This is a genomic window from Pseudomonas sp. TH32 (assembly GCF_016650855.1).
In the GTDB taxonomy this organism is placed as follows: Bacteria; Pseudomonadota; Gammaproteobacteria; order Pseudomonadales; family Pseudomonadaceae; genus Aquipseudomonas.
Genome location: NZ_JAEKFA010000001.1, coordinates 683,405 through 701,332, shown reverse-complemented (window position 1 = coordinate 701,332; position 17,928 = coordinate 683,405). Strand labels below are relative to the sequence as shown.

The 17,928-nt window shown below is 59.8% G+C and carries 18 protein-coding genes; 14 read left to right on the top strand and 4 right to left on the bottom strand.

The window, feature by feature from the left end; translation table 11 throughout:
* The first annotated feature begins 154 nt into the window (after positions 1–154).
* Together JFV30_RS03310 and sfsA are read left to right on the top strand one after the other, a co-directional pair.
* Positions 155–1,327, top strand: coding sequence for a pyridoxal phosphate-dependent aminotransferase (locus JFV30_RS03310; protein WP_201121889.1), 1,173 nt, complete (start codon positions 155–157; stop codon positions 1,325–1,327).
* Positions 1,327–2,040, top strand: coding sequence for a DNA/RNA nuclease SfsA (sfsA, locus tag JFV30_RS03305; protein ID WP_010174405.1), 714 nt, complete (start codon positions 1,327–1,329; stop codon positions 2,038–2,040). Before JFV30_RS03310 ends, sfsA begins: the two co-directional genes overlap by 1 nt.
* Here sfsA and JFV30_RS03300 read toward each other — a convergent pair.
* Positions 2,037–2,354 carry a Rieske (2Fe-2S) protein gene (locus tag JFV30_RS03300; RefSeq protein ID WP_201121887.1) on the bottom strand — a complete coding sequence of 106 codons (318 nt, stop codon included), beginning with the start codon at positions 2,352–2,354 and terminating at the stop codon, positions 2,037–2,039. The genes sfsA and JFV30_RS03300 overlap by 4 nt on opposite strands.
* Before the next feature lie 206 nt (positions 2,355–2,560).
* Here JFV30_RS03300 and JFV30_RS03295 point away from each other — a divergent pair, with 206 nt between their 5' ends.
* The 3 genes from JFV30_RS03295 to JFV30_RS03285 are packed head-to-tail and all read left to right on the top strand — an operon-like array spanning position 2,561 to position 5,240.
* On the top strand, positions 2,561–3,439 hold the full coding sequence (locus tag JFV30_RS03295; protein WP_169387065.1) for a heme/hemin ABC transporter substrate-binding protein: 879 nt from the start codon (positions 2,561–2,563) through the stop codon (positions 3,437–3,439).
* A gap of 50 nt (positions 3,440–3,489) precedes the next feature.
* Positions 3,490–4,473 carry a FecCD family ABC transporter permease gene (locus JFV30_RS03290; protein WP_177325012.1) on the top strand — a complete coding sequence of 328 codons (984 nt, stop codon included), beginning with the start codon at positions 3,490–3,492 and terminating at the stop codon, positions 4,471–4,473.
* A complete protein-coding gene (locus tag JFV30_RS03285) occupies positions 4,473–5,240 on the top strand; it encodes a heme ABC transporter ATP-binding protein (protein WP_201121885.1) in 768 nt (255 codons plus the stop codon). The genes JFV30_RS03290 and JFV30_RS03285 overlap by 1 nt, the downstream gene beginning before the upstream one ends.
* Before the next feature lie 247 nt (positions 5,241–5,487).
* Here the strand turns inward: JFV30_RS03285 and JFV30_RS03280 are convergent, their stop codons facing one another.
* The 3 genes from JFV30_RS03280 to JFV30_RS03270 form a co-directional block, all read right to left on the bottom strand.
* Positions 5,488–5,760 (bottom strand): TfoX/Sxy family protein, encoded by a 273-nt coding sequence (locus JFV30_RS03280; RefSeq protein WP_010174414.1) that lies wholly within the window; start codon positions 5,758–5,760, stop codon positions 5,488–5,490.
* A 200-nt stretch (positions 5,761–5,960) separates the two neighbouring features.
* Positions 5,961–6,305, bottom strand: coding sequence for a pentapeptide repeat-containing protein (locus tag JFV30_RS03275; protein WP_010174417.1), 345 nt, complete (start codon positions 6,303–6,305; stop codon positions 5,961–5,963).
* A gap of 94 nt (positions 6,306–6,399) precedes the next feature.
* Positions 6,400–7,956, bottom strand: a complete 1,557-nt coding sequence (locus tag JFV30_RS03270; RefSeq protein ID WP_201121882.1) for an AAA family ATPase — start codon at positions 7,954–7,956, stop codon at positions 6,400–6,402.
* 118 nt (positions 7,957–8,074) lie between these two features.
* On the opposite strand from JFV30_RS03270, the gene mrcB reads away from it, so the two are divergent.
* The 9 genes from mrcB to msrQ all read left to right on the top strand — a co-directional run bounded on the left by mrcB (position 8,075) and on the right by msrQ (position 17,902).
* A complete protein-coding gene (mrcB, locus tag JFV30_RS03265) occupies positions 8,075–10,399 on the top strand; it encodes a penicillin-binding protein 1B (protein ID WP_201121881.1) in 2,325 nt (774 codons plus the stop codon).
* A gap of 16 nt (positions 10,400–10,415) precedes the next feature.
* The gene (locus JFV30_RS03260) at positions 10,416–11,156 is read left to right on the top strand and encodes a hypothetical protein (protein WP_201121879.1); all 741 of its coding nucleotides are present in this window, start codon (positions 10,416–10,418) and stop codon (positions 11,154–11,156) included.
* Positions 11,156–11,485 (top strand): YqcC family protein, encoded by a 330-nt coding sequence (locus JFV30_RS03255; RefSeq protein ID WP_201121877.1) that lies wholly within the window; start codon positions 11,156–11,158, stop codon positions 11,483–11,485. The genes JFV30_RS03260 and JFV30_RS03255 overlap by 1 nt, the downstream gene beginning before the upstream one ends.
* 431 nt (positions 11,486–11,916) lie before the next feature.
* A complete protein-coding gene (locus JFV30_RS03250; RefSeq protein WP_010174427.1) occupies positions 11,917–13,641 on the top strand; it encodes an acetolactate synthase 3 large subunit in 1,725 nt (574 codons plus the stop codon).
* A gap of 2 nt (positions 13,642–13,643) precedes the next feature.
* Positions 13,644–14,135: an acetolactate synthase small subunit gene (gene ilvN, locus JFV30_RS03245; protein WP_003176102.1), complete on the top strand. Its 492-nt coding sequence runs from the start codon at positions 13,644–13,646 to the stop codon at positions 14,133–14,135.
* A 50-nt stretch (positions 14,136–14,185) separates the two neighbouring features.
* Positions 14,186–15,202, top strand: a complete 1,017-nt coding sequence (ilvC, locus tag JFV30_RS03240) for a ketol-acid reductoisomerase (RefSeq protein WP_003212125.1) — start codon at positions 14,186–14,188, stop codon at positions 15,200–15,202.
* A gap of 144 nt (positions 15,203–15,346) precedes the next feature.
* The gene (gene pssA, locus JFV30_RS03235; RefSeq protein ID WP_003212123.1) at positions 15,347–16,204 is read left to right on the top strand and encodes a CDP-diacylglycerol--serine O-phosphatidyltransferase; all 858 of its coding nucleotides are present in this window, start codon (positions 15,347–15,349) and stop codon (positions 16,202–16,204) included.
* A gap of 64 nt (positions 16,205–16,268) precedes the next feature.
* Positions 16,269–17,282, top strand: a complete 1,014-nt coding sequence (gene msrP, locus JFV30_RS03230) for a protein-methionine-sulfoxide reductase catalytic subunit MsrP (RefSeq protein ID WP_201121875.1) — start codon at positions 16,269–16,271, stop codon at positions 17,280–17,282.
* On the top strand, positions 17,282–17,902 hold the full coding sequence (gene msrQ, locus JFV30_RS03225) for a protein-methionine-sulfoxide reductase heme-binding subunit MsrQ (protein ID WP_201121873.1): 621 nt from the start codon (positions 17,282–17,284) through the stop codon (positions 17,900–17,902). The genes msrP and msrQ overlap by 1 nt, the downstream gene beginning before the upstream one ends.
* The last annotated feature ends 26 nt before the right edge of the window (positions 17,903–17,928 follow it).

The following is a 17,928-nucleotide window of genomic DNA, read 5'->3' as shown; positions in this document are numbered from 1 at the left end:
CAGCAGGGCGGGCTTGTACGGTCTCGAATGTTGATTTTAGCTGTTTTGCAGGTAGTTGCCCGCCGCGCTTGCTACATCTCTTGCGGCAATAGAGCGGGTTTTGCGCGGCGGGTTGGGTAGAATCGGGGTTTGTCCTCACAGTTAAGGAAGGCTAATGGCTCAGCCCTACAGTGCGCGCAGCCGCGCTATCGAACCTTTCCATGTCATGGCGTTGCTGGCGCGGGCCAATGAGTTGCAGGCCGCCGGCCATGACGTGATTCACCTGGAAATCGGCGAGCCGGACTTCACCACCGCCGAGCCCATCATCAAGGCCGGGCAGGCGGCGCTGGCCAACGGCAAGACCCGCTATACCGCGGCCCGCGGGCTGCCGGAGTTGCGTGAAGCCATCAGCGGTTTCTACCAGCAGCGCTATGGGTTGAGCATCGATCCTGAGCGAATTCTGATCACCCCCGGCGGCTCCGGTGCCCTGCTGCTGGCGAGCAGTTTGCTGGTGGATCCTGGCAAGCACTGGCTGCTGGCAGACCCCGGCTACCCGTGCAACCGGCACTTCCTGCGACTGGTGGAAGGCGCGGCCCAACTGGTCCCGGTCGGCCCCGACGTGCGTTATCAATTGACCGCAGACCTGGTTGCGCGCCATTGGGACCAGGACAGTGTGGGCGCATTGGTTGCCTCGCCCGCGAACCCGACCGGCACCATCCTGACGCGGGATGAGTTGGCGGGGTTGTCGAGCGCCATCAAGGCGCGCAACGGGCACCTGGTGGTGGACGAGATCTATCACGGCCTGACCTACGGCACCGACGCCGCCAGTGTGCTGGAAGTCGACGATGAAGCCTTCGTTCTAAATAGTTTTTCGAAGTATTTCGGAATGACCGGCTGGCGCCTGGGCTGGCTGGTAGCGCCGCCTGCAGCGGTCGGTGAATTGGAGAAGCTTGCGCAGAATCTCTACATCAGTGCGCCGAGCATGGCCCAGCACGCGGCCCTGGCCTGTTTTACCCCGGAAACATTGAACATTCTTGAGGATCGCCGGGCCGAGTTTGGTCGGCGCCGCGACTTCCTGCTGCCCGCCTTGCGGGAGCTGGGGTTTGGCATCGCCGTTGAGCCGGAAGGTGCGTTCTACCTGTACGCCGATATCAGCGCATTCGGCGGAGATGCCTTCGCTTTTTGCCGGCACTTCCTCGAAACCGAGCACGTGGCGTTCACCCCGGGCCTGGATTTCGGCCGTTATCAAGCTGGTCACCACGTGCGTTTTGCCTACACGCAAAACCTTGATCGCCTACAGGAGGCCGTTGAGCGGATTGCCCGTGGCTTGCGGAGCTGGCAAGGCTGATGCGCTTTAATCCTCCCCTCGAAGAAGGCCGGCTGATCCGCCGTTACAAGCGTTTTCTCGCCGATATCGAAACCGTTACCGGCGAGTTGCTGACCATTCACTGCCCGAACACCGGCTCGATGTTCAACTGCATGGTGGAAGGTGGCCAGGTCTGGTTCAGCCGCTCCAATGACCCCAAGCGCAAGCTGCCCGGCACTTGGGAAATCAGCGAAACCCCTCAAGGGCGCCTGGCGTGTGTGAACACGGCGCGGGCCAATCAGTTGGTGGAAGAAGCGCTGCGGGCCGGGCTGATCACCGAACTCAATGGCTTTACGGCGCTCAAGCGTGAAGTGCCTTACGGTCAGGAAAACAGCCGGATCGACTTCCGCCTGGATTACCCGACGGGCGCGGCGTATGTCGAGGTGAAAAGCGTCACCCTCGGGTTCGACGGGACTTCGACCGCGGCGTTTCCCGATGCCGTGACCCAGCGTGGAGCCAAGCATCTACGGGAGTTGGCGCACTTGGCGCGTGAGGGCGTGCGTGCGGTGCAGCTGTACTGCGTCAACCTCTCGGGGATCGACTCGGTGCGTCCTGCCGAAGAAATTGATGCCGGTTATGCGGCGGCGTTGCGGGAAGCCAAGGCGGCAGGTGTTGAGGTGTTGGCGTATGGCGTGCGGGTGACGTCAGAGGAAATCTGCGTCGACCGTCGCCTGGAAGTGCTGCTCGGCGACTAGATTTGCACCCACAGGCCCTGTTCGTCCTCGCGGCCGGGCAGGGCGGTCAGGCTCTGCCCGGCGCAAGGTCCGGCAACGCACTCACCGCTCTCGATCAAGAACAGCGCACCATGGGTGGCGCACTGGATCAGGCTGGCGCTGGGGTCGAGAAACTGGTGCGGCTGCCATTCCAGCGGTACCCCGCGATGTGGGCAACGGTTGATATAGAAGTAGGCAACGCCATCACGGCGCACTGCCAACAACTTGCGGCCGTCGATATCGAAGCCGAGGCTCGCGTTGGGTGCGAGTTCGCTGGAGGCGCAGAGAAACTTCATATAGGTCCTTAAGTGCCGCCGTTTGCGGGCTGCAAGGCTATCCTGGTTTTGCTGGAGAGCCCGGTGCTTGACGTGCAAATGCAAACAATTATCAAATGCCGGCTTCGCCCGTAAGCTGACTGGGCGCTCTGTACGATGTCGGGCAGCCTGGATCTGTCACATTGCGAGTGTTTCAGCGGGCCCACCCCTTGGAAGGAAACCCTTTTATGCGCCTGAGTGCCAGTGCTATTGCGCTCGTTGTCGGACTGCTGGTCAACGCTGGGGCCCAGGCCTCTGAACTGCCACAACGCTGGGTCAGCGCTGGTGGTGCGTTGTCGGAATGGGTGACAGCCCTGGGCGGTGAGTCAAAGTTGGTGGGCGTGGATACCACCAGTCAGCATCCTGAATCCCTCAAGGCGTTGCCGAGCATCGGTTATCAGCGTCAGTTATCGGCGGAAGGCATTCTCAGCCTGCGCCCGCAAATCCTGGTGGGCACCGAGGAAATGGGCCCGCCGCCGGTTCTGGCGCAAATCCGCAATGCCGGTGTGAAAGTGGAGCTGTTTTCGGCCGAGCCGGACTTGCCGACTCTGCAAGGCAACCTTCAGCATTTGGGCAAATTGCTGGGCAGTGAAGCCAAGGCTGCGGAGCTGTTCAGCGACTATCAGCAACAACTGGATCAACAAAAGACCTGGGTGACCAAGGCGCAGGCCACACAAAAGGCCCCAGGCGTGCTGTTGCTGCTGGGGCATGCCGGTGGCAAACCGCTGATCGCGGGTAAAGACACGGCCGCTGACTGGATGCTGCAACAGGCCGGCGGCCATAACCTGGCGACCCACAGTGGTTACAAACCGTTTTCCGTGGAGTCCCTGGCGGGGCTCAATCCTGAAGTGCTGGTGTTTGCCGACCGCGCCCTGACGGGCGATGCGGCCCGCGCGGCGCTGTTCAAGGAGAACCCGATCCTGGCGTCAACGCCGGCGGCCAAGAACGGTCGGGTCTATGAGCTGGACCCCACGTTGCTGGTCGGCGGGCTTGGGCCGCGTCTGCCACAAAGCCTGGTCAAGCTGTCCGCCGGGTTCTATCCGTCCCAGGCTAAAACCGCCCCATGACCACTCTGGTTAAACCGCGCACCCTGTTTATCGGCTTGAGCCTGTTGTGTGTGTTGGCGATCTGGCTGTCACTGGCCTTGGGGCCGGTCAGCCTGCCGTTGATGGACACACTGCGGGCAGCCCTGCGCTTGCTGGGTGTGCCGATCGAGGCTCAGGGGCTGGAACAGGCTGAGCTGATTCTCGGGCAGATTCGCCTGCCCCGCACGCTGTTGGGCCTGGCAGTGGGAGGCGTGTTGGCGCTTTCGGGCGTTGCCATGCAGGGGCTGTTTCGCAACCCCTTGGCCGACCCCGGCCTGGTCGGGGTTTCCAGTGGTGCGGCGCTGGGCGCGGCGATTGCGATTGTCGGTGGATCATTCTTTGGAGGTCTGCCGGATGCCTTCGGGCCTTACCTGTTGTCGCTGTGCGCCTTTCTCGGCGGCCTGGGAGTGACGGCGCTGGTCTATCGCCTGGGGCGGCGCAACGGCCAAACCAATGTCGCCACCATGCTGCTGGCCGGTATTGCCCTGACGGCCCTCGCCAGTTCGGCGGTGGGCCTGTTCACCTACCTGGCAGACGACGCCACCTTGCGCACCCTGACGTTCTGGAACCTGGGCAGCCTGAATGGCGCGAGTTATTCGCGCTTATGGCCGCTGCTGCTGGTGAGCGCCGCCGTCGCCCTGTGGCTGCCGCGCCGCGCCAAGGCGCTGAATGCACTGCTGCTGGGCGAGTCGGAAGCGAGCCACTTGGGCATTGATGTTGAAGGTCTCAAGCGCGAACTGGTGTTCTGCACCGCGCTGGGTGTGGGCGCCGCCGTGGCGGCGGCGGGGATGATCGGCTTTGTCGGGTTGGTGGTGCCGCATCTGGTCCGCCTGTTGGCGGGGCCTGATCATCGGGTATTGCTGCCGGCTTCCGTGCTGGCGGGGGCGAGTTTGCTGTTGTTTGCCGATCTGGTGGCACGCCTGGCCTTGGCGCCGGCGGAGTTGCCGATCGGCATTGTTACCGCGTTTATCGGTGCGCCGTTTTTTCTCTACCTGTTGTTGCGAGGGCGCGCTTGATGCTGCGAGTAGAAGACCTGCAGATTCGCCGAGGGCGCAAAACCGTATTGGCGGACGTCACCCTGGATCTGCTGCCGGGTGAAGTGCTCGGTGTATTGGGTCCCAACGGTGCGGGAAAAAGTACCTTGCTCGGTGCGTTATGCGGCGAGCTGCAGCCTGATCAGGGTCGTGTGTGGCTGGATCAGCGCGAGTTGAAGGACTGGGGCGGCGCACAACGTGCCCAGCGCCTGGCGGTCCTGCCGCAGACCTCGACCCTGGATTTTGCCTTTCGTGTCGAAGAGGTTGTCGGCATGGGCCGTTTGCCCCATCAGACCGGCCGTGTGCGTGACGACGAAATCATCGACGCGGCCCTGCAGGCCGCCGACGTCGGACACCTGAGCGGTCGCAGCTACCTGGCATTGTCGGGCGGCGAGCGCCAGCGCGTGCACCTGGCGCGCGTGCTGGCGCAGCTGTGGCCCGGGGAGGCAGGGCAGACTTTGTTGCTGGATGAGCCGACGTCGATGCTTGATCCGCTGCACCAGCACACCACTTTGCAAGCGATCCGCACCTTTGCCGACCGTGGCGCGGCAGTGCTGGTGATCCTTCATGACCTGAACCTGGCGGCGCGCTACTGCGATCGCATCCTGTTGCTGGAGGATGGGCGACCCCACGCGCTGGATACACCTGCGCAGGTCTTGCGCCCGGAGCCGCTCAAGGCGGTGTTCGGGCTGGATGTGTTGGTGCAGCCGCATCCGGAGCGCGGGCATCCGTTGATCATTGCACGCTGAAAATCACCGCTTTTTTACGGGCAAAAAAAGACCCGGCAAGAGCCGGGTCAAATAACCGTGATTAGCCTGATGAGGAGATAATCTGAGAGTCCGAACCAATGGTCTTTCAGTTATCGGCTGATCTCGCGACCAGTTGTGATAATCATAACGATTCTCATTTGAGAGTCAACATTTGTTTTTGCGGGCTTTTTGAATTTCCTCAAACATGTGTTCGGAATCCCCGGAAACGCGGGTGCAAATTGCCGTCTCAATTCTTTTGGCGAGCGGAAAGAGCGTCCAGCTGACGGTTCAATGCCTCCTTGCGCTCAACGGGAATGTCATTCCAGTGCACATCCATCAGTGCACCTTCAATGGCGTACAGCAGCACTTTGGATGCCCTGAAGCCACGGGTGCGTACAGCACGGTAAGCGTCGACTGCCCCCAGGCGGCGTAGATCAGAGGCGCTGTGGATGCCCACCGCATGCAGCCATTGCGCCGATGTCTTGCCAAGGTTTTTCAGGTGTTGCAACTCATCATTCATCAAGCCTCCTTGCGACGGCCGAATGGTTCGGTGGGTATCGTGACCAGGCAAGCCTGAAAGGAGTGTAGCGCTCAGTAGGAAAAGCGTAGTTCTTTGGTCGGCAACGACCTAAAAGCTTCTAAGGCGGGCGTGGATTTTGGCGTAGGAAAGGGTAATGCCCCCGGTACACCTTGCGCGTAGCCGGGGGCAGATGCAGCTAGTTACCGTGTGCGATAGCGCAAACGTGTGCCGAAGTTGACGGACATCAGGATCTCGTCGGCGCTCAACTCGGGTGGGAAGTAAGCGCCGGAGATCTGTGCGTGCGCCAGGCTCGCACCTTCCAGCGGGCACCCACGCAAATCCAGGCCGCGCAAGTCGGCGGAGCGGAAATAAGCGTCGGTAAAATCCACACCTTCGGCATTCAGGTCGCGCAGGTCCAGGCCGCGAAAGTCGCCGCCACGCATATCGATAACGCCGCCTTTAGGGCGCTCCTGGTTGAAGCCGCGGATGTCATCTTTATGCAGAAGCGCGTAAAGCGGGGTATCAAGTAGCTTCGGCTGGCTCACAATGGCGACTCCCGTGTTGGAATTATGACGCCATTATAGTGCCACTATTGCTTGATCGTGAGCCCCGGAAGGCTACACGACCAAGAAATATTTCTTACAGGCCCGGCAAGCGCTGGCGAATATGTGCCACCAGTGCGTCCAGGGTCCCGCTTTCGTTGGTCTCCACGCGCTTGCTAAGCAGCAGCTCTTCGGCGCTGAGTGGGTCACGGCTAGCCTGTTGCTCTTCGATGATGGTCAGGGTGGCGTCGGATGGATCGTTCTTGTCCGCCTGACGTTGTGCCAACCACGCGGCGATAACGGCCTGTGGCGCATTGCAGTCCAGGATCAGGAACGGCGCGCCGGTGGCCTCGGCGATTTTGGCCGCAGCATCGCGTTGCTCGCGCTTGAGGAAGGTGGCATCCAGCACCACCGGGAAACCGGCGCGCAGTACAGTGTCGGCGATTTCGTTCAAGCGTGCGTAGGTCGCGGCGCTGGCGTCTGCTGCGTAGATTCCGGCCTGCGGGGTGTTCTCGACCTTCTGCTCACCGAACAAGCGCTTGCGCTCCACGTCCGAACGCAGGCGAATTGCCCCCAGTGCTTCTACCAGGCGCATGGACACATGGCTTTTGCCGACGGCCGATACGCCGTGGGTGATGGCCAGGAAGCGCGATGGGATGGTGCTGTAGCTTTCCGCCAGGTTGGCGTAGTTGCGGTATTGGCGCAGGGTGGTCGCGCGCTGCACTGCGTCCGCTTCGGAAGGCATGCTGAACAGGGCGACCTTGGCGCGTACCAGGGCGCGATAGGCTTTGTAGAAGTTCAGCACCTCCAGGCCCTGATAGTCGCCGGTCAGCTCCAGGTACTGGCTGATGAAACGTCGCGCGAGGCTCTTGAGGCCACGGTCTTCCAGGTCCATCGCCAGGAAACCGGTGTCGGCATACACGTCGGTGAAGCGGAACGGCTCGTTGAACTCGATGCAGTCGAAGATCACCACGTGGCCATCAATCATCGTGGCGTTGCCCAGGTGGATATCACCGTGGCATTCGCGGGTGAAACCATTGAGCTTGCGTTGTTCGAACAGTGGCTTGAGGCGCTCAAAGCTGCTTTCGGCCCAAGCCTGCAGGGCTTCCAGTTGTGCCAGGTCGGCCTTGTCGCTGAGGAACGGGCGGATCTGCTCGAAGTTCTGCAGCACCGGTGCCATGACATCGTGCGGCGTGCCGGCGGAGTGGGTGGCCGGCACTTTGGGGGCATTCAGGTGAAAGTGCGCAATCTGCCTGGCCATTTCGTCGATGTGCGCGCTGGTCAGCTCGCCGTTGGCTTGCAGGGTGCTAAGCAGCTGGCTTTGCGGGAACTGGCGCATTTTCAACACGTAGTCGAGTACTGGGCCGTCGCCGCCTAACTGCGGTGCTTCAGCGCTGCCGGTGATTGGCAACACTTCCAGATACAAATCCTCGGTCAGGCGCTGGTTGAGGCGCAGTTCTTCATTGCAGAAGTGGCCGCGGGCTTCCAGGGAGGTGAAGTCGAGGAAGCCGAAATTGACCGGCTTCTTCATCTTATAGGCGTAGTCACCCGTGAGCAGGACCCAGGAAATATGGGTTTCGATGACTTGGAACTTATCCACAGGATGGGGAAACAGGGCCGGGTTTTGTAGGGCTGCAATCAGGGATTGGCTCACGGGCGATCCTTCAGAGTCTGGGAAAATTCATGGCGGGCATTATGGCTCCTACAAGCGGTTGTGCAAACCGCTGTCCGGCTCATGTTGGTCATCAATAAAGTGCGTATAATCCGCCGCCATGACTCGTACCCGATCTCCCCGTTCCCGTAAAAAACCTCCTTCCCGCGGCCTGCGCCCATGGCTGGGCTGGGCGATTAAGCTCAGCCTGGTAGGGCTTGTAGTGATCGCCGGCTTCGCGGTTTACCTCGATGCTGTGGTCCAGGAGAAGTTCTCTGGCAAGCGCTGGACGATTCCTGCGAAGGTCTATGCACGCCCGCTGGAGCTGTTCACCGGCCAGAAGCTGAGCAAGGATGACTTCCTCACCGAGCTCGATGCCCTGGGCTATCGCCGCGAGGCCGTGAGCAATGGCCCCGGCGCCGCAGCTGTTACCGGCAACACCGTCGACTTGAACACCCGCGGCTTCCAGTTCTATGAAGGCCTGGAAAAACCCCAGCCGGTACGCGTGCGTTTCTCTGGCGACTATGTGGCCGAACTGTCCTCGCTCAACGGCTCGAAACTGCCGGTGGTGCGCCTGGAGCCCTTATTGATCGGTGGGATTTATCCTAAAAACCTGGAAGACCGCATTCTGATCAAGCTCGATCAAGTGCCGCCTTACCTGCTGGATACCCTGATCGCAGTGGAAGACCGGGACTACTACAGCCACTGGGGTGTATCGCCCAAATCCATCGCGCGTGCCATTTGGGTGAACACCTCTGGCGGCAAGATGACCCAGGGCGGCAGTACGCTGACGCAGCAATTGGTCAAGAACTTCTACCTGACCAACGAACGCAGCCTGACCCGTAAACTCACCGAAGCCATGATGGCGATGCTGCTGGAGTTGCATTACAGCAAGCAGGAAATTCTTGAGGCCTACCTCAACGAAGTGTTCGTCGGCCAGGACGGTCAGCGTGCCGTGCACGGTTTCGGTCTGGCCAGCCAGTTCTTCTTCGGCCAGCCGTTGTCCGAGCTGAAGTTGCATCAGGTGGCGTTGCTGGTGGGCATGGTCAAGGGGCCTTCCTACTACAATCCGCGCCGTAACCCGGAGCGTGCGCTGGAGCGGCGCAACCTGGTGCTCGACGTGCTTGAACAGCAAGGTGTCGCCACCCCTGAGCAAGTGGCTGCCGCGAAGAAAATGCCACTGGGTGTAACCACCCGCGGCAAGCTTGCCGACAGCTCCTTCCCCGGCTTTATCGACCTGGTCAAACGCCAGTTGCGTGACGACTACCGCGACGAAGATTTGACCGAAGAGGGCCTGCGGATCTTCACCAGTTTCGACCCGATCCTGCAGATGAAGGCCGAAGCCTCGGTCAATGACACCTTCAAACGCCTGGCGGGCCGTAAAGGCGCCGATGACGTCGAGGCGGCGATGGTGGTGACCAACCCGGAAACCGGTGAAGTCCAGGCCATGATCGGCAGCCGCCAGGCCAGCTTTGCCGGGTTCAACCGGGCGCTGGACGCGGTGCGGCCGATTGGCTCGCTGGTCAAGCCGGCGGTGTACCTGACCGCGCTGGAAAAACCGAGCAAGTACACGCTGACCAGTTGGCTGTCCGATGACCCATTGTCGGTCAAAGGTGCCGATGGCCAGATGTGGACGCCGCATAACTTTGATCGTCGTTCCCACGGTACGATTTTCCTGTACCAGGGGCTGGCGCATTCCTACAACATTTCGACTTCCCGCCTCGGCCTTGAGCTGGGTGTGCCGAATGTCCTCAAGACGCTCGCCCGATTGGGCATCACTCGCGAGTTCCCGGCGTTCCCGTCGATGCTGCTGGGCGCTGGCGCGATGAGCCCGATGGAAGTGGCCACCATGTACCAGACCCTGGCCAACGGTGGCTTCAATACGCCGATGCGGGGGATCCGTAGCGTACTGACGGCTGAGGGCGAACCCCTCAAGCGTTATCCGTTCCAGATTCAGCAGCGCTTTGACCCGGCCTCGATCTATCTGATCCAGAACGCCATGCAGCGCGTGATGCGTGAGGGTACCGGGCGCTCGGCCTACAACGTGCTGCCGGCCAACCTGACGCTGGCAGGCAAGAGCGGCACCAGTAACGATTCCCGCGACAGCTGGTTCGCCGGTTTCAGTCAGGACCTGCTGGCGGTGGTTTGGCTGGGGCGTGATGACAACGGCAAGACACCCTTCACCGGTGCCACCGGCGCGTTGCAGGTATGGACCAGTTTCATGAAGAAGGCCGATCCACTGCCGTTGAACATGCCGCAGCCGGACAATATCGTTCAGGCCTGGATTGATCCGCATACGGGGCAGGGCTCCGATGCCAACTGTCCGGGCGCGGTGCAGATGCCGTATATTCGCGGCAGCGAACCACCTCCCGGTGCAGCGTGCGGCGCCAGTGCGCCTGCCAGCGCTGAATCGGTGATGGATTGGGTCAAGGGCTGGATGAATTAAGCAAAGAGGGTTTCACGTGAACAAGTTGTTGATTCCAGCTATTACAGTTTTGGCTTTGCTCGGTGGTTGCGCCAGTGTGGAGCGGGGTTCTATCCCGGTGGTGGATTCCAGTACAACGGTGTCCAACAACGACCGGATCTCGGCCAACGGCGGCTTCCGTCAAACCGTCACCAATCGTCCAGCTCAGGCCCGCGCTCAGGCGCAGGCCGTACCCCAGGATTCGGGGGTAGTGGTAATGATCCCAGGCGGTGGTGCGGCCACCTCCGCACCGATCAGTACTCAGCCATGGACTCCAGGCCCAAGCACCTCGGGTCCGATCGACACTACGCCGGTTCAAGCGGCACCGATCAACCAGGGCACTTACAACATGCCGTCGACGCCAAGCGGGATTCCGTCTGCCAGCAGCGCTGGTGGCTTGTCGGCCGATGAGCAGCTGGATGGCCCGGTGCTGGCCTTGCTGACTACCGCTCAGCAGCAGCAGTCTGGCGGCGACTTGAACGGTGCATCGTCGAGCCTTGAGCGCGCCCAGCGCGTGGCGCCTCGTGAGCCGCAAGTGCTTTACCGCCTGGCTCAGGTTCGCATGGCCCAGGGCGATGCCCCGCAAGCTGAGCAATTTGCCCGTCGCGGCCTGACCCTGGCCAATGGCCGTCCTGATCTGCAGGCCAGCCTGTGGAGCTTGATCGGTGATGCCCGTGAGAAACAGGGCGATGCCGCCGGTGCTGCCCAGGCTCGGCAAAAAGCCAAGGTAAGCCTCTGATGGATGCACGCTTTCCGGCGATTGCCGAACAGTTGTTGTTGATCGAGCGCGAACTGCGCCTGCAGGGCTGGTGGGACGAAGTGTCCCCCAGCGCTGAAGCCTTGAGCAGCGTTGAACCCTTTTCCGTCGACACCCTGGACTTTCACCAGTGGCTGCAATGGATATTCCTGACAAGGATGAAGCAAATCCTTGAGCAGGACTTGCCGCTGCCCAATGCGTCGGGGATTCTGGAGATGGCCGAGATGGTATACGCCGATCGGCCGCTTGAGAGCCTCGGCCTGCGGGCTGCGCTGAAAAAGTTCGATCAACTGATCGTCGACGCTCGTTAATTGCCTGGCTGCCGGTTTTTCCGGCAGTCCTGCGCATATTTCTACCGCTTTGCGCCATTCAGGCGAGTTTTATCCCTCCTCAAGCCCCTTTCTTCTACGTTCTCATGCGCTTAGTTGGAAAAAAGCGCAATTATTGCTTGACTTGGAGAGGCTGAAACAGAAGAATCCAAAGTCCGCTGTAGAGGGACTGCCAGAAGCAGACCCACTCAGCAGATCATGAGGCGCACACCCGCGCCGACCTGTTACACCCGCAACGCGTTACCTCGCGCTGGGTGGGAAAATCCCGCAACACTTGGGACGCTCCCAATACTTGCTCAGTCAGTGCTGACGTAGTCGGCGACCACCGTCGCTCATGCTCTGCTGAGAAGTAAACCTATTAAGACCCGTCGGTTTTTAACGGACGGTATTCTGGCGTTTTAGAGGTGAACAACGTGGAGCTTTTATCTGGCGGTGAGATGCTCGTCCGCTTTTTGCGTGACGAAGGCGTCGACTATATCTACGGGTACCCAGGTGGTGCTCTGCTGCATGTCTACGACGCACTGTTCAAGGAACCGGCTGTTACCCACATCCTGGTTCGCCACGAACAAGCTGCTACCCATATGGCTGACGGTTACGCCCGTGCCACCGGTAAAGCCGGTGTCGTACTGGTGACTTCCGGCCCTGGCGCGACCAATGCCATCACCGGCATCGCGACGGCCTATATGGACTCCATTCCGATGGTGATCATTTCTGGCCAGGTGGCGAGCACCATGGTCGGTACCGATGCATTCCAGGAAACCGACATGATCGGTATCTCCCGGCCGATCGTGAAACACAGCTTCATGATCAAGCATGCCTCGGAAATCCCGGAAGTCATGAAGAAGGCGTTCTACCTCGCACAGTCCGGTCGCCCGGGCCCTGTCGTGGTCGATATCCCGAAAGACATGACCAACCCGGCTGAAAAATTCGAATACGTCTTCCCGAAGAAAGCCAAGCTGCGTTCCTACAGCCCGGCCGTTCGCGGGCACTCGGGGCAAATCCGCAAGGCGGCAGAAATGCTGTTGGCGGCCAAGCGCCCGGTGCTCTACTCGGGTGGTGGCGTGATTCTGGGCGGCGGTTCCGCACCGTTGACCGAACTGGCCAAGATGCTCAACCTGCCGGTAACCAACACCTTGATGGGCCTCGGCGCGTTCCCGGGTTCGGATCGTCAGTTCGTCGGCATGCTCGGCATGCACGGCAGCTACACCGCCAACCTGGCCATGCACCACGCTGACGTGATCCTCGCCGTCGGTGCGCGGTTCGATGACCGGGTGATCAACGGCGCGAGCAAATTCTGCCCGAATGCCAAGATCATCCACATCGATATCGACCCGGCGTCCATCTCCAAGACCATCAAGGCCGACGTGCCTATCGTAGGTCCGGTGGAAAGCGTGTTGACCGAAATGGTCGCTGCGCTCAAGGAAATCGGCGAAGCCCCGAACAAGGACTCCGTTGCCAGTTGGTGGAAACAGATCGACGAGTGGCGCGGTGACCGCGGCCTGTTCCCTTACGACAAGGGCGACGGCAGCGTCATCAAGCCGCAAACCGTGATCGAAACCCTGTGCGAAGTGACCAAGGGCGACGCCTTTGTGACCTCCGACGTGGGCCAGCACCAGATGTTCGCGGCGCAGTACTACAAGTTCGACAAGCCTAACCGCTGGATCAACTCCGGTGGCCTGGGCACGATGGGCTTTGGTTTCCCTGCGGCGATGGGTGTGAAGCTGAGCTTCCCGGATACCGACGTTGCGTGCGTCACCGGCGAAGGCAGTATCCAGATGAACATCCAGGAGCTGTCGACCTGCCTGCAATATGGTTTGCCGGTGAAGATCGTCTGCCTGAACAACGGTGTACTGGGCATGGTTCGCCAGTGGCAGGACATGAGCTACGGCAGCCGTCACTCGCACTCCTACATGGAATCTCTGCCCGATTTCGTCAAGTTGGTTGAAGCCTATGGCCATGTCGGCATGCGCATCACCGATTTGAAGGATTTGAAGCCGATGATGGAAGAGGCGTTCGCCATGAAGGACCGCCTGGTGTTCCTCGATATTCAGGTCGACACCAGCGAGCACGTCTACCCGATGCAGATCAAAGACGGCTCCATGCGCGATATGTGGCTGAACAAGACGGAGCGGACCTAATCATGCGGCACATTATCTCCCTGCTTCTGGAGAACGAACCGGGTGCTCTGTCACGTGTGGTCGGTCTGTTTTCGCAACGCAACTACAACATCGAAAGCCTGACCGTGGCGCCAACCGAAGACCCGACCCTGTCGCGCCTGACGTTGACCACCGTTGGCCATGATGAGGTGATCGAGCAGATCACCAAAAACCTCAACAAGCTGATCGAAGTGGTCAAGCTGGTCGACTTGTCGGAAAGTGCCCACATCGAGCGTGAGCTGATGCTGGTAAAGGTGAAGGCTACGGGTGCACAACGGGCCGAGATCAAGCGCACTACCGACATTTATCGCGGGCAGATCGTCGATGTGAGCGCCAGCGTTTATACCGTTCAATTGACCGGTACGAGCGACAAGCTGGACAGCTTCATCCAGTCGATCGGGACGGCCTCGATTCTGGAAACTGTACGCAGTGGCGTCACCGGGATTGCTCGTGGCGACAAAGTACTCAGCATCTAACTCAAATTTAGCGAATGGCCTTAAACGGCCTGGATATATAGAGGAACCTCATGAAAGTTTATTACGATAAAGATTGTGACCTGTCGATCATCCAGGGCAAAAAAGTCGCCATCATCGGCTACGGTTCCCAGGGCCACGCTCAAGCGTGCAACCTGAAAGATTCCGGCGTTGACGTGACTGTTGGCCTGCGCAAAGGCTCGGCCACTGTTGCCAAGGCTGAAGCTCACGGTCTGAAAGTAACTGACGTGGCTTCCGCTGTTGCTGCTGCCGACCTGGTCATGATCCTGACCCCGGACGAGTTCCAGTCCGCGCTGTACAAGAACGAAATCGAGCCGAACATCAAGAAGGGCGCCACCCTGGCCTTCTCCCACGGCTTCGCGATCCACTACAACCAGGTTGTGCCGCGCGCTGACCTCGACGTGATCATGATCGCGCCGAAAGCACCGGGCCACACCGTGCGTTCCGAGTTCGTCAAAGGCGGCGGTATTCCTGACCTGATCGCGATCTACCAGGACGCCTCGGGCAACGCCAAAAACGTTGCGCTGTCCTACGCTGCCGGCGTTGGTGGCGGTCGTACCGGCATCATCGAAACCACCTTCAAGGACGAGACTGAAACCGACCTGTTCGGCGAACAAGCCGTACTGTGCGGCGGTACCGTTGAGCTGGTTAAAGCTGGTTTCGAAACCCTGGTTGAAGCTGGCTACGCGCCAGAAATGGCCTACTTCGAATGCTTGCACGAACTGAAGCTGATCGTTGACCTCATGTACGAAGGCGGTATCGCCAACATGAACTACTCGATCTCCAACAACGCCGAATACGGCGAGTACGTGACTGGCCCGGAAGTGATCAACGCCGAGTCCCGTCAGGCCATGCGCAACGCCCTGAAACGTATTCAGGACGGCGAGTACGCCAAAATGTTCATCAGCGAAGGCGCAACCGGCTACCCTTCGATGACCGCCAAGCGTCGTAACAACGCCGCTCACGGTATCGAGATCATCGGCGAGCAACTGCGCTCCATGATGCCGTGGATCGGTGCCAACAAGATCGTCGACAAAGCCAAAAACTAAGTCGTACGTATCAAGGGAAAACGCGGCTTAGGCCGCGTTTTTTCGTTTGCGGGGCAGGTTCTGGTATAAAGCTGCATCGTTTGCGGGCGAACACTCGCCGCAAGTTTCTGTCGAAATTTTTCACACCGTTGCAAGGTAAAGTCCATGAGCGAACGTCCCGAAGAGCCAAACCAGGCCTCTGACGCCGAAAGCCTGCTGCCGATCGATGAACATGTCGAAGAAGGGCATGATGCTGAAGGCCGTAAAGTCCGGCATCGTGGTATCTACCTCCTGCCCAATTTGTTCACCACTGCGAACCTGTTCGCAGGGTTTTATTCCATCATCAACTCGATGAGTGCCCAGAGCGCGCTGGCGGCCGGCGATGCTGCCGGGGCGAGCAAGTATTTTGGTTTTGCCGCGATTGCGATTTTTGTCGCCATGGTCCTTGATGGCCTGGACGGACGGGTGGCGCGCATGACCAACACCCAGAGTGCCTTCGGCGCCGAATATGACTCGCTGTCGGATATGGTGGCCTTTGGTGTGGCGCCGGCGTTGCTCGCATTTGCGTGGGCGCTGGGAGATATGGGCAAGGTCGGCTGGATGGTTGCCTTCATCTATGTGGCGGGTGCGGCGTTGCGCCTGGCACGTTTCAATACCCAGGTGGGGACTGCTGACAAACGTTACTTCATTGGCCTGGCCAGCCCGGCTGCGGCGGGTGTAGTGGCCGGTATTGTCTGGGCGTTCAGTGACTACGGCATCCAGGGCTCCAAGATGTCGTTCCTGGTGGCCTTGATGGTCGCGGCGGCCGGCATGCTGATGGTCAGCAACATCAAGTACAACAGCTTCAAGGAGCTGGACCTCAAGGGGCGTGTACCGTTTGTGGCTATCCTGGCAGTGGTGCTGGTGTTCGCCGTGGTCTTCAGCGACCCGCCGCGAATCCTGCTGCTGGCGTTCCTCGTCTATGCCGCGTCAGGCCCGGTGCAGTATTTGCTGCATCTTCGTCAGCGCAAAACGTTGCCTTAATGTAATTTCCCCCATACTCCGCAGTCTATTGGTGCATCTGTTCTCCAAAAGCTGCGGAGTTGCCATGTTAATCAAGTTCCCCAAAGCGTCTGATTGCAAAGAATCGGACGTCACGCCTGAATCCCTCTATTTCTCTCGCCGCAGCTTGCTCGGTGGTGCGCTTGCCGGCATAGCTGCCAGCAGCCTGCCGCGTTGGGCCAGTGCGGATGATGCTGCGCGTTATGCGGATGTCGAGCCGGGCAAGGCGCCCGGATGGTTTGCCGAAAAGTTGCCGGGTACGAAATGGCAGGCGGTAACCGTCAAGGATGAGGCGATCGCTCCATTCAAGGACGCGACGCACTACAACAACTTCTACGAGTTTGGGACGGACAAGGGCGACCCGGCGGCCAATGCCGGGTCTCTGAAGACCGAGCCGTGGAGCGTGGTGATTGATGGTGAGGTCGCCAAGCCAGGGCGCTATGCGCTTGAAGACTTCATGAAGCCCTATCAACTGGAGGAGCGAATCTATCGACTGCGCTGTGTAGAGGCGTGGTCGATGGTCATTCCCTGGATAGGTTTCCCTATTTCTGAATTGCTCAAGCACGTTGAGCCAACATCCAATGCCAAGTACATCCGTTTTGAAACCCTGCAAGATCCCAAGAGCATGCCGGGGCAGCGGTCCAACTTCGCCTTGATCGACTGGCCTTATGTCGAAGGACTGCGACTGGATGAAGCGATGAATCCCTTGGCGATCCTGGCTGTGGGGATGTATGGCCGGGAGCTGCCAAACCAGAATGGCGCTCCGCTGCGGTTGGTGGTGCCGTGGAAGTATGGGTTCAAGAGCGTCAAGTCGATCGTGCGCATCAGTCTTGTCAGCGAGCAGCCTAAAACCACCTGGCAAAGCATTGCCGCGAGTGAGTATGGGTTTTATGCGAATGTGAATCCTACCGTCGACCATCCACGCTGGACCCAGGCTCGCGAGCGGCGCCTGCCTAGTGGTTTGTTCAGCCCTAATGTACGTGAGACGCAAATGTTCAACGGCTACTCCGATGAAGTCGCCTCTCTCTATACGGGTCTCGATCTGCGGAAGAACTATTGATGCGCTACCCGATCTGGCGCATCGGCGTCTTTATAGCAGCGGCGGTGTGGCCGCTGTTCTGGTTGTACGAGGCCTGGAGCTTTGCGCTGGGGCCTGACCCGGGCAAAGTGCTGATGGATCGATTGGGACTTGGCACCTTGATTCTGTTGTTGATCACCTTGGGCATGACGCCGCTGCAGAAACTCAGTGGTTGGGCGGGGTGGATCGCTGTGCGACGGCAGTTGGGGTTGTGGTGCTTCGCGTATGTGGTTTTGCATCTTGCGGCTTACTGTGTGTTCATCCTTGGGTTGGACTGGTCGCAATTGGGTGTCGAGCTGCGTAAGCGGCCCTACATTATAGTGGGGGCTCTGGGGTTCCTTTCTTTATTGGTACTGGCGGTAACCTCCAATCGATACAGTCAGCGACGCCTTGGTTCGCGCTGGAAGAAGCTGCATCGTTTGGTTTACGTGATCCTCGGGCTTGGTTTGCTGCATATGTTGTGGATCGTGCGGGCTGATCTGAAGGAGTGGGCCATCTATGCATCTATAGGGGCGCTGCTTCTGGTGCTGCGTATACCGCCTGTGATGCGCCGAATTCCTCGTCTTATCGCTAAAAAACCATCATCTGCAACAAAAGCGTAATTAACCCTTGACGGCAGATTCTGGAA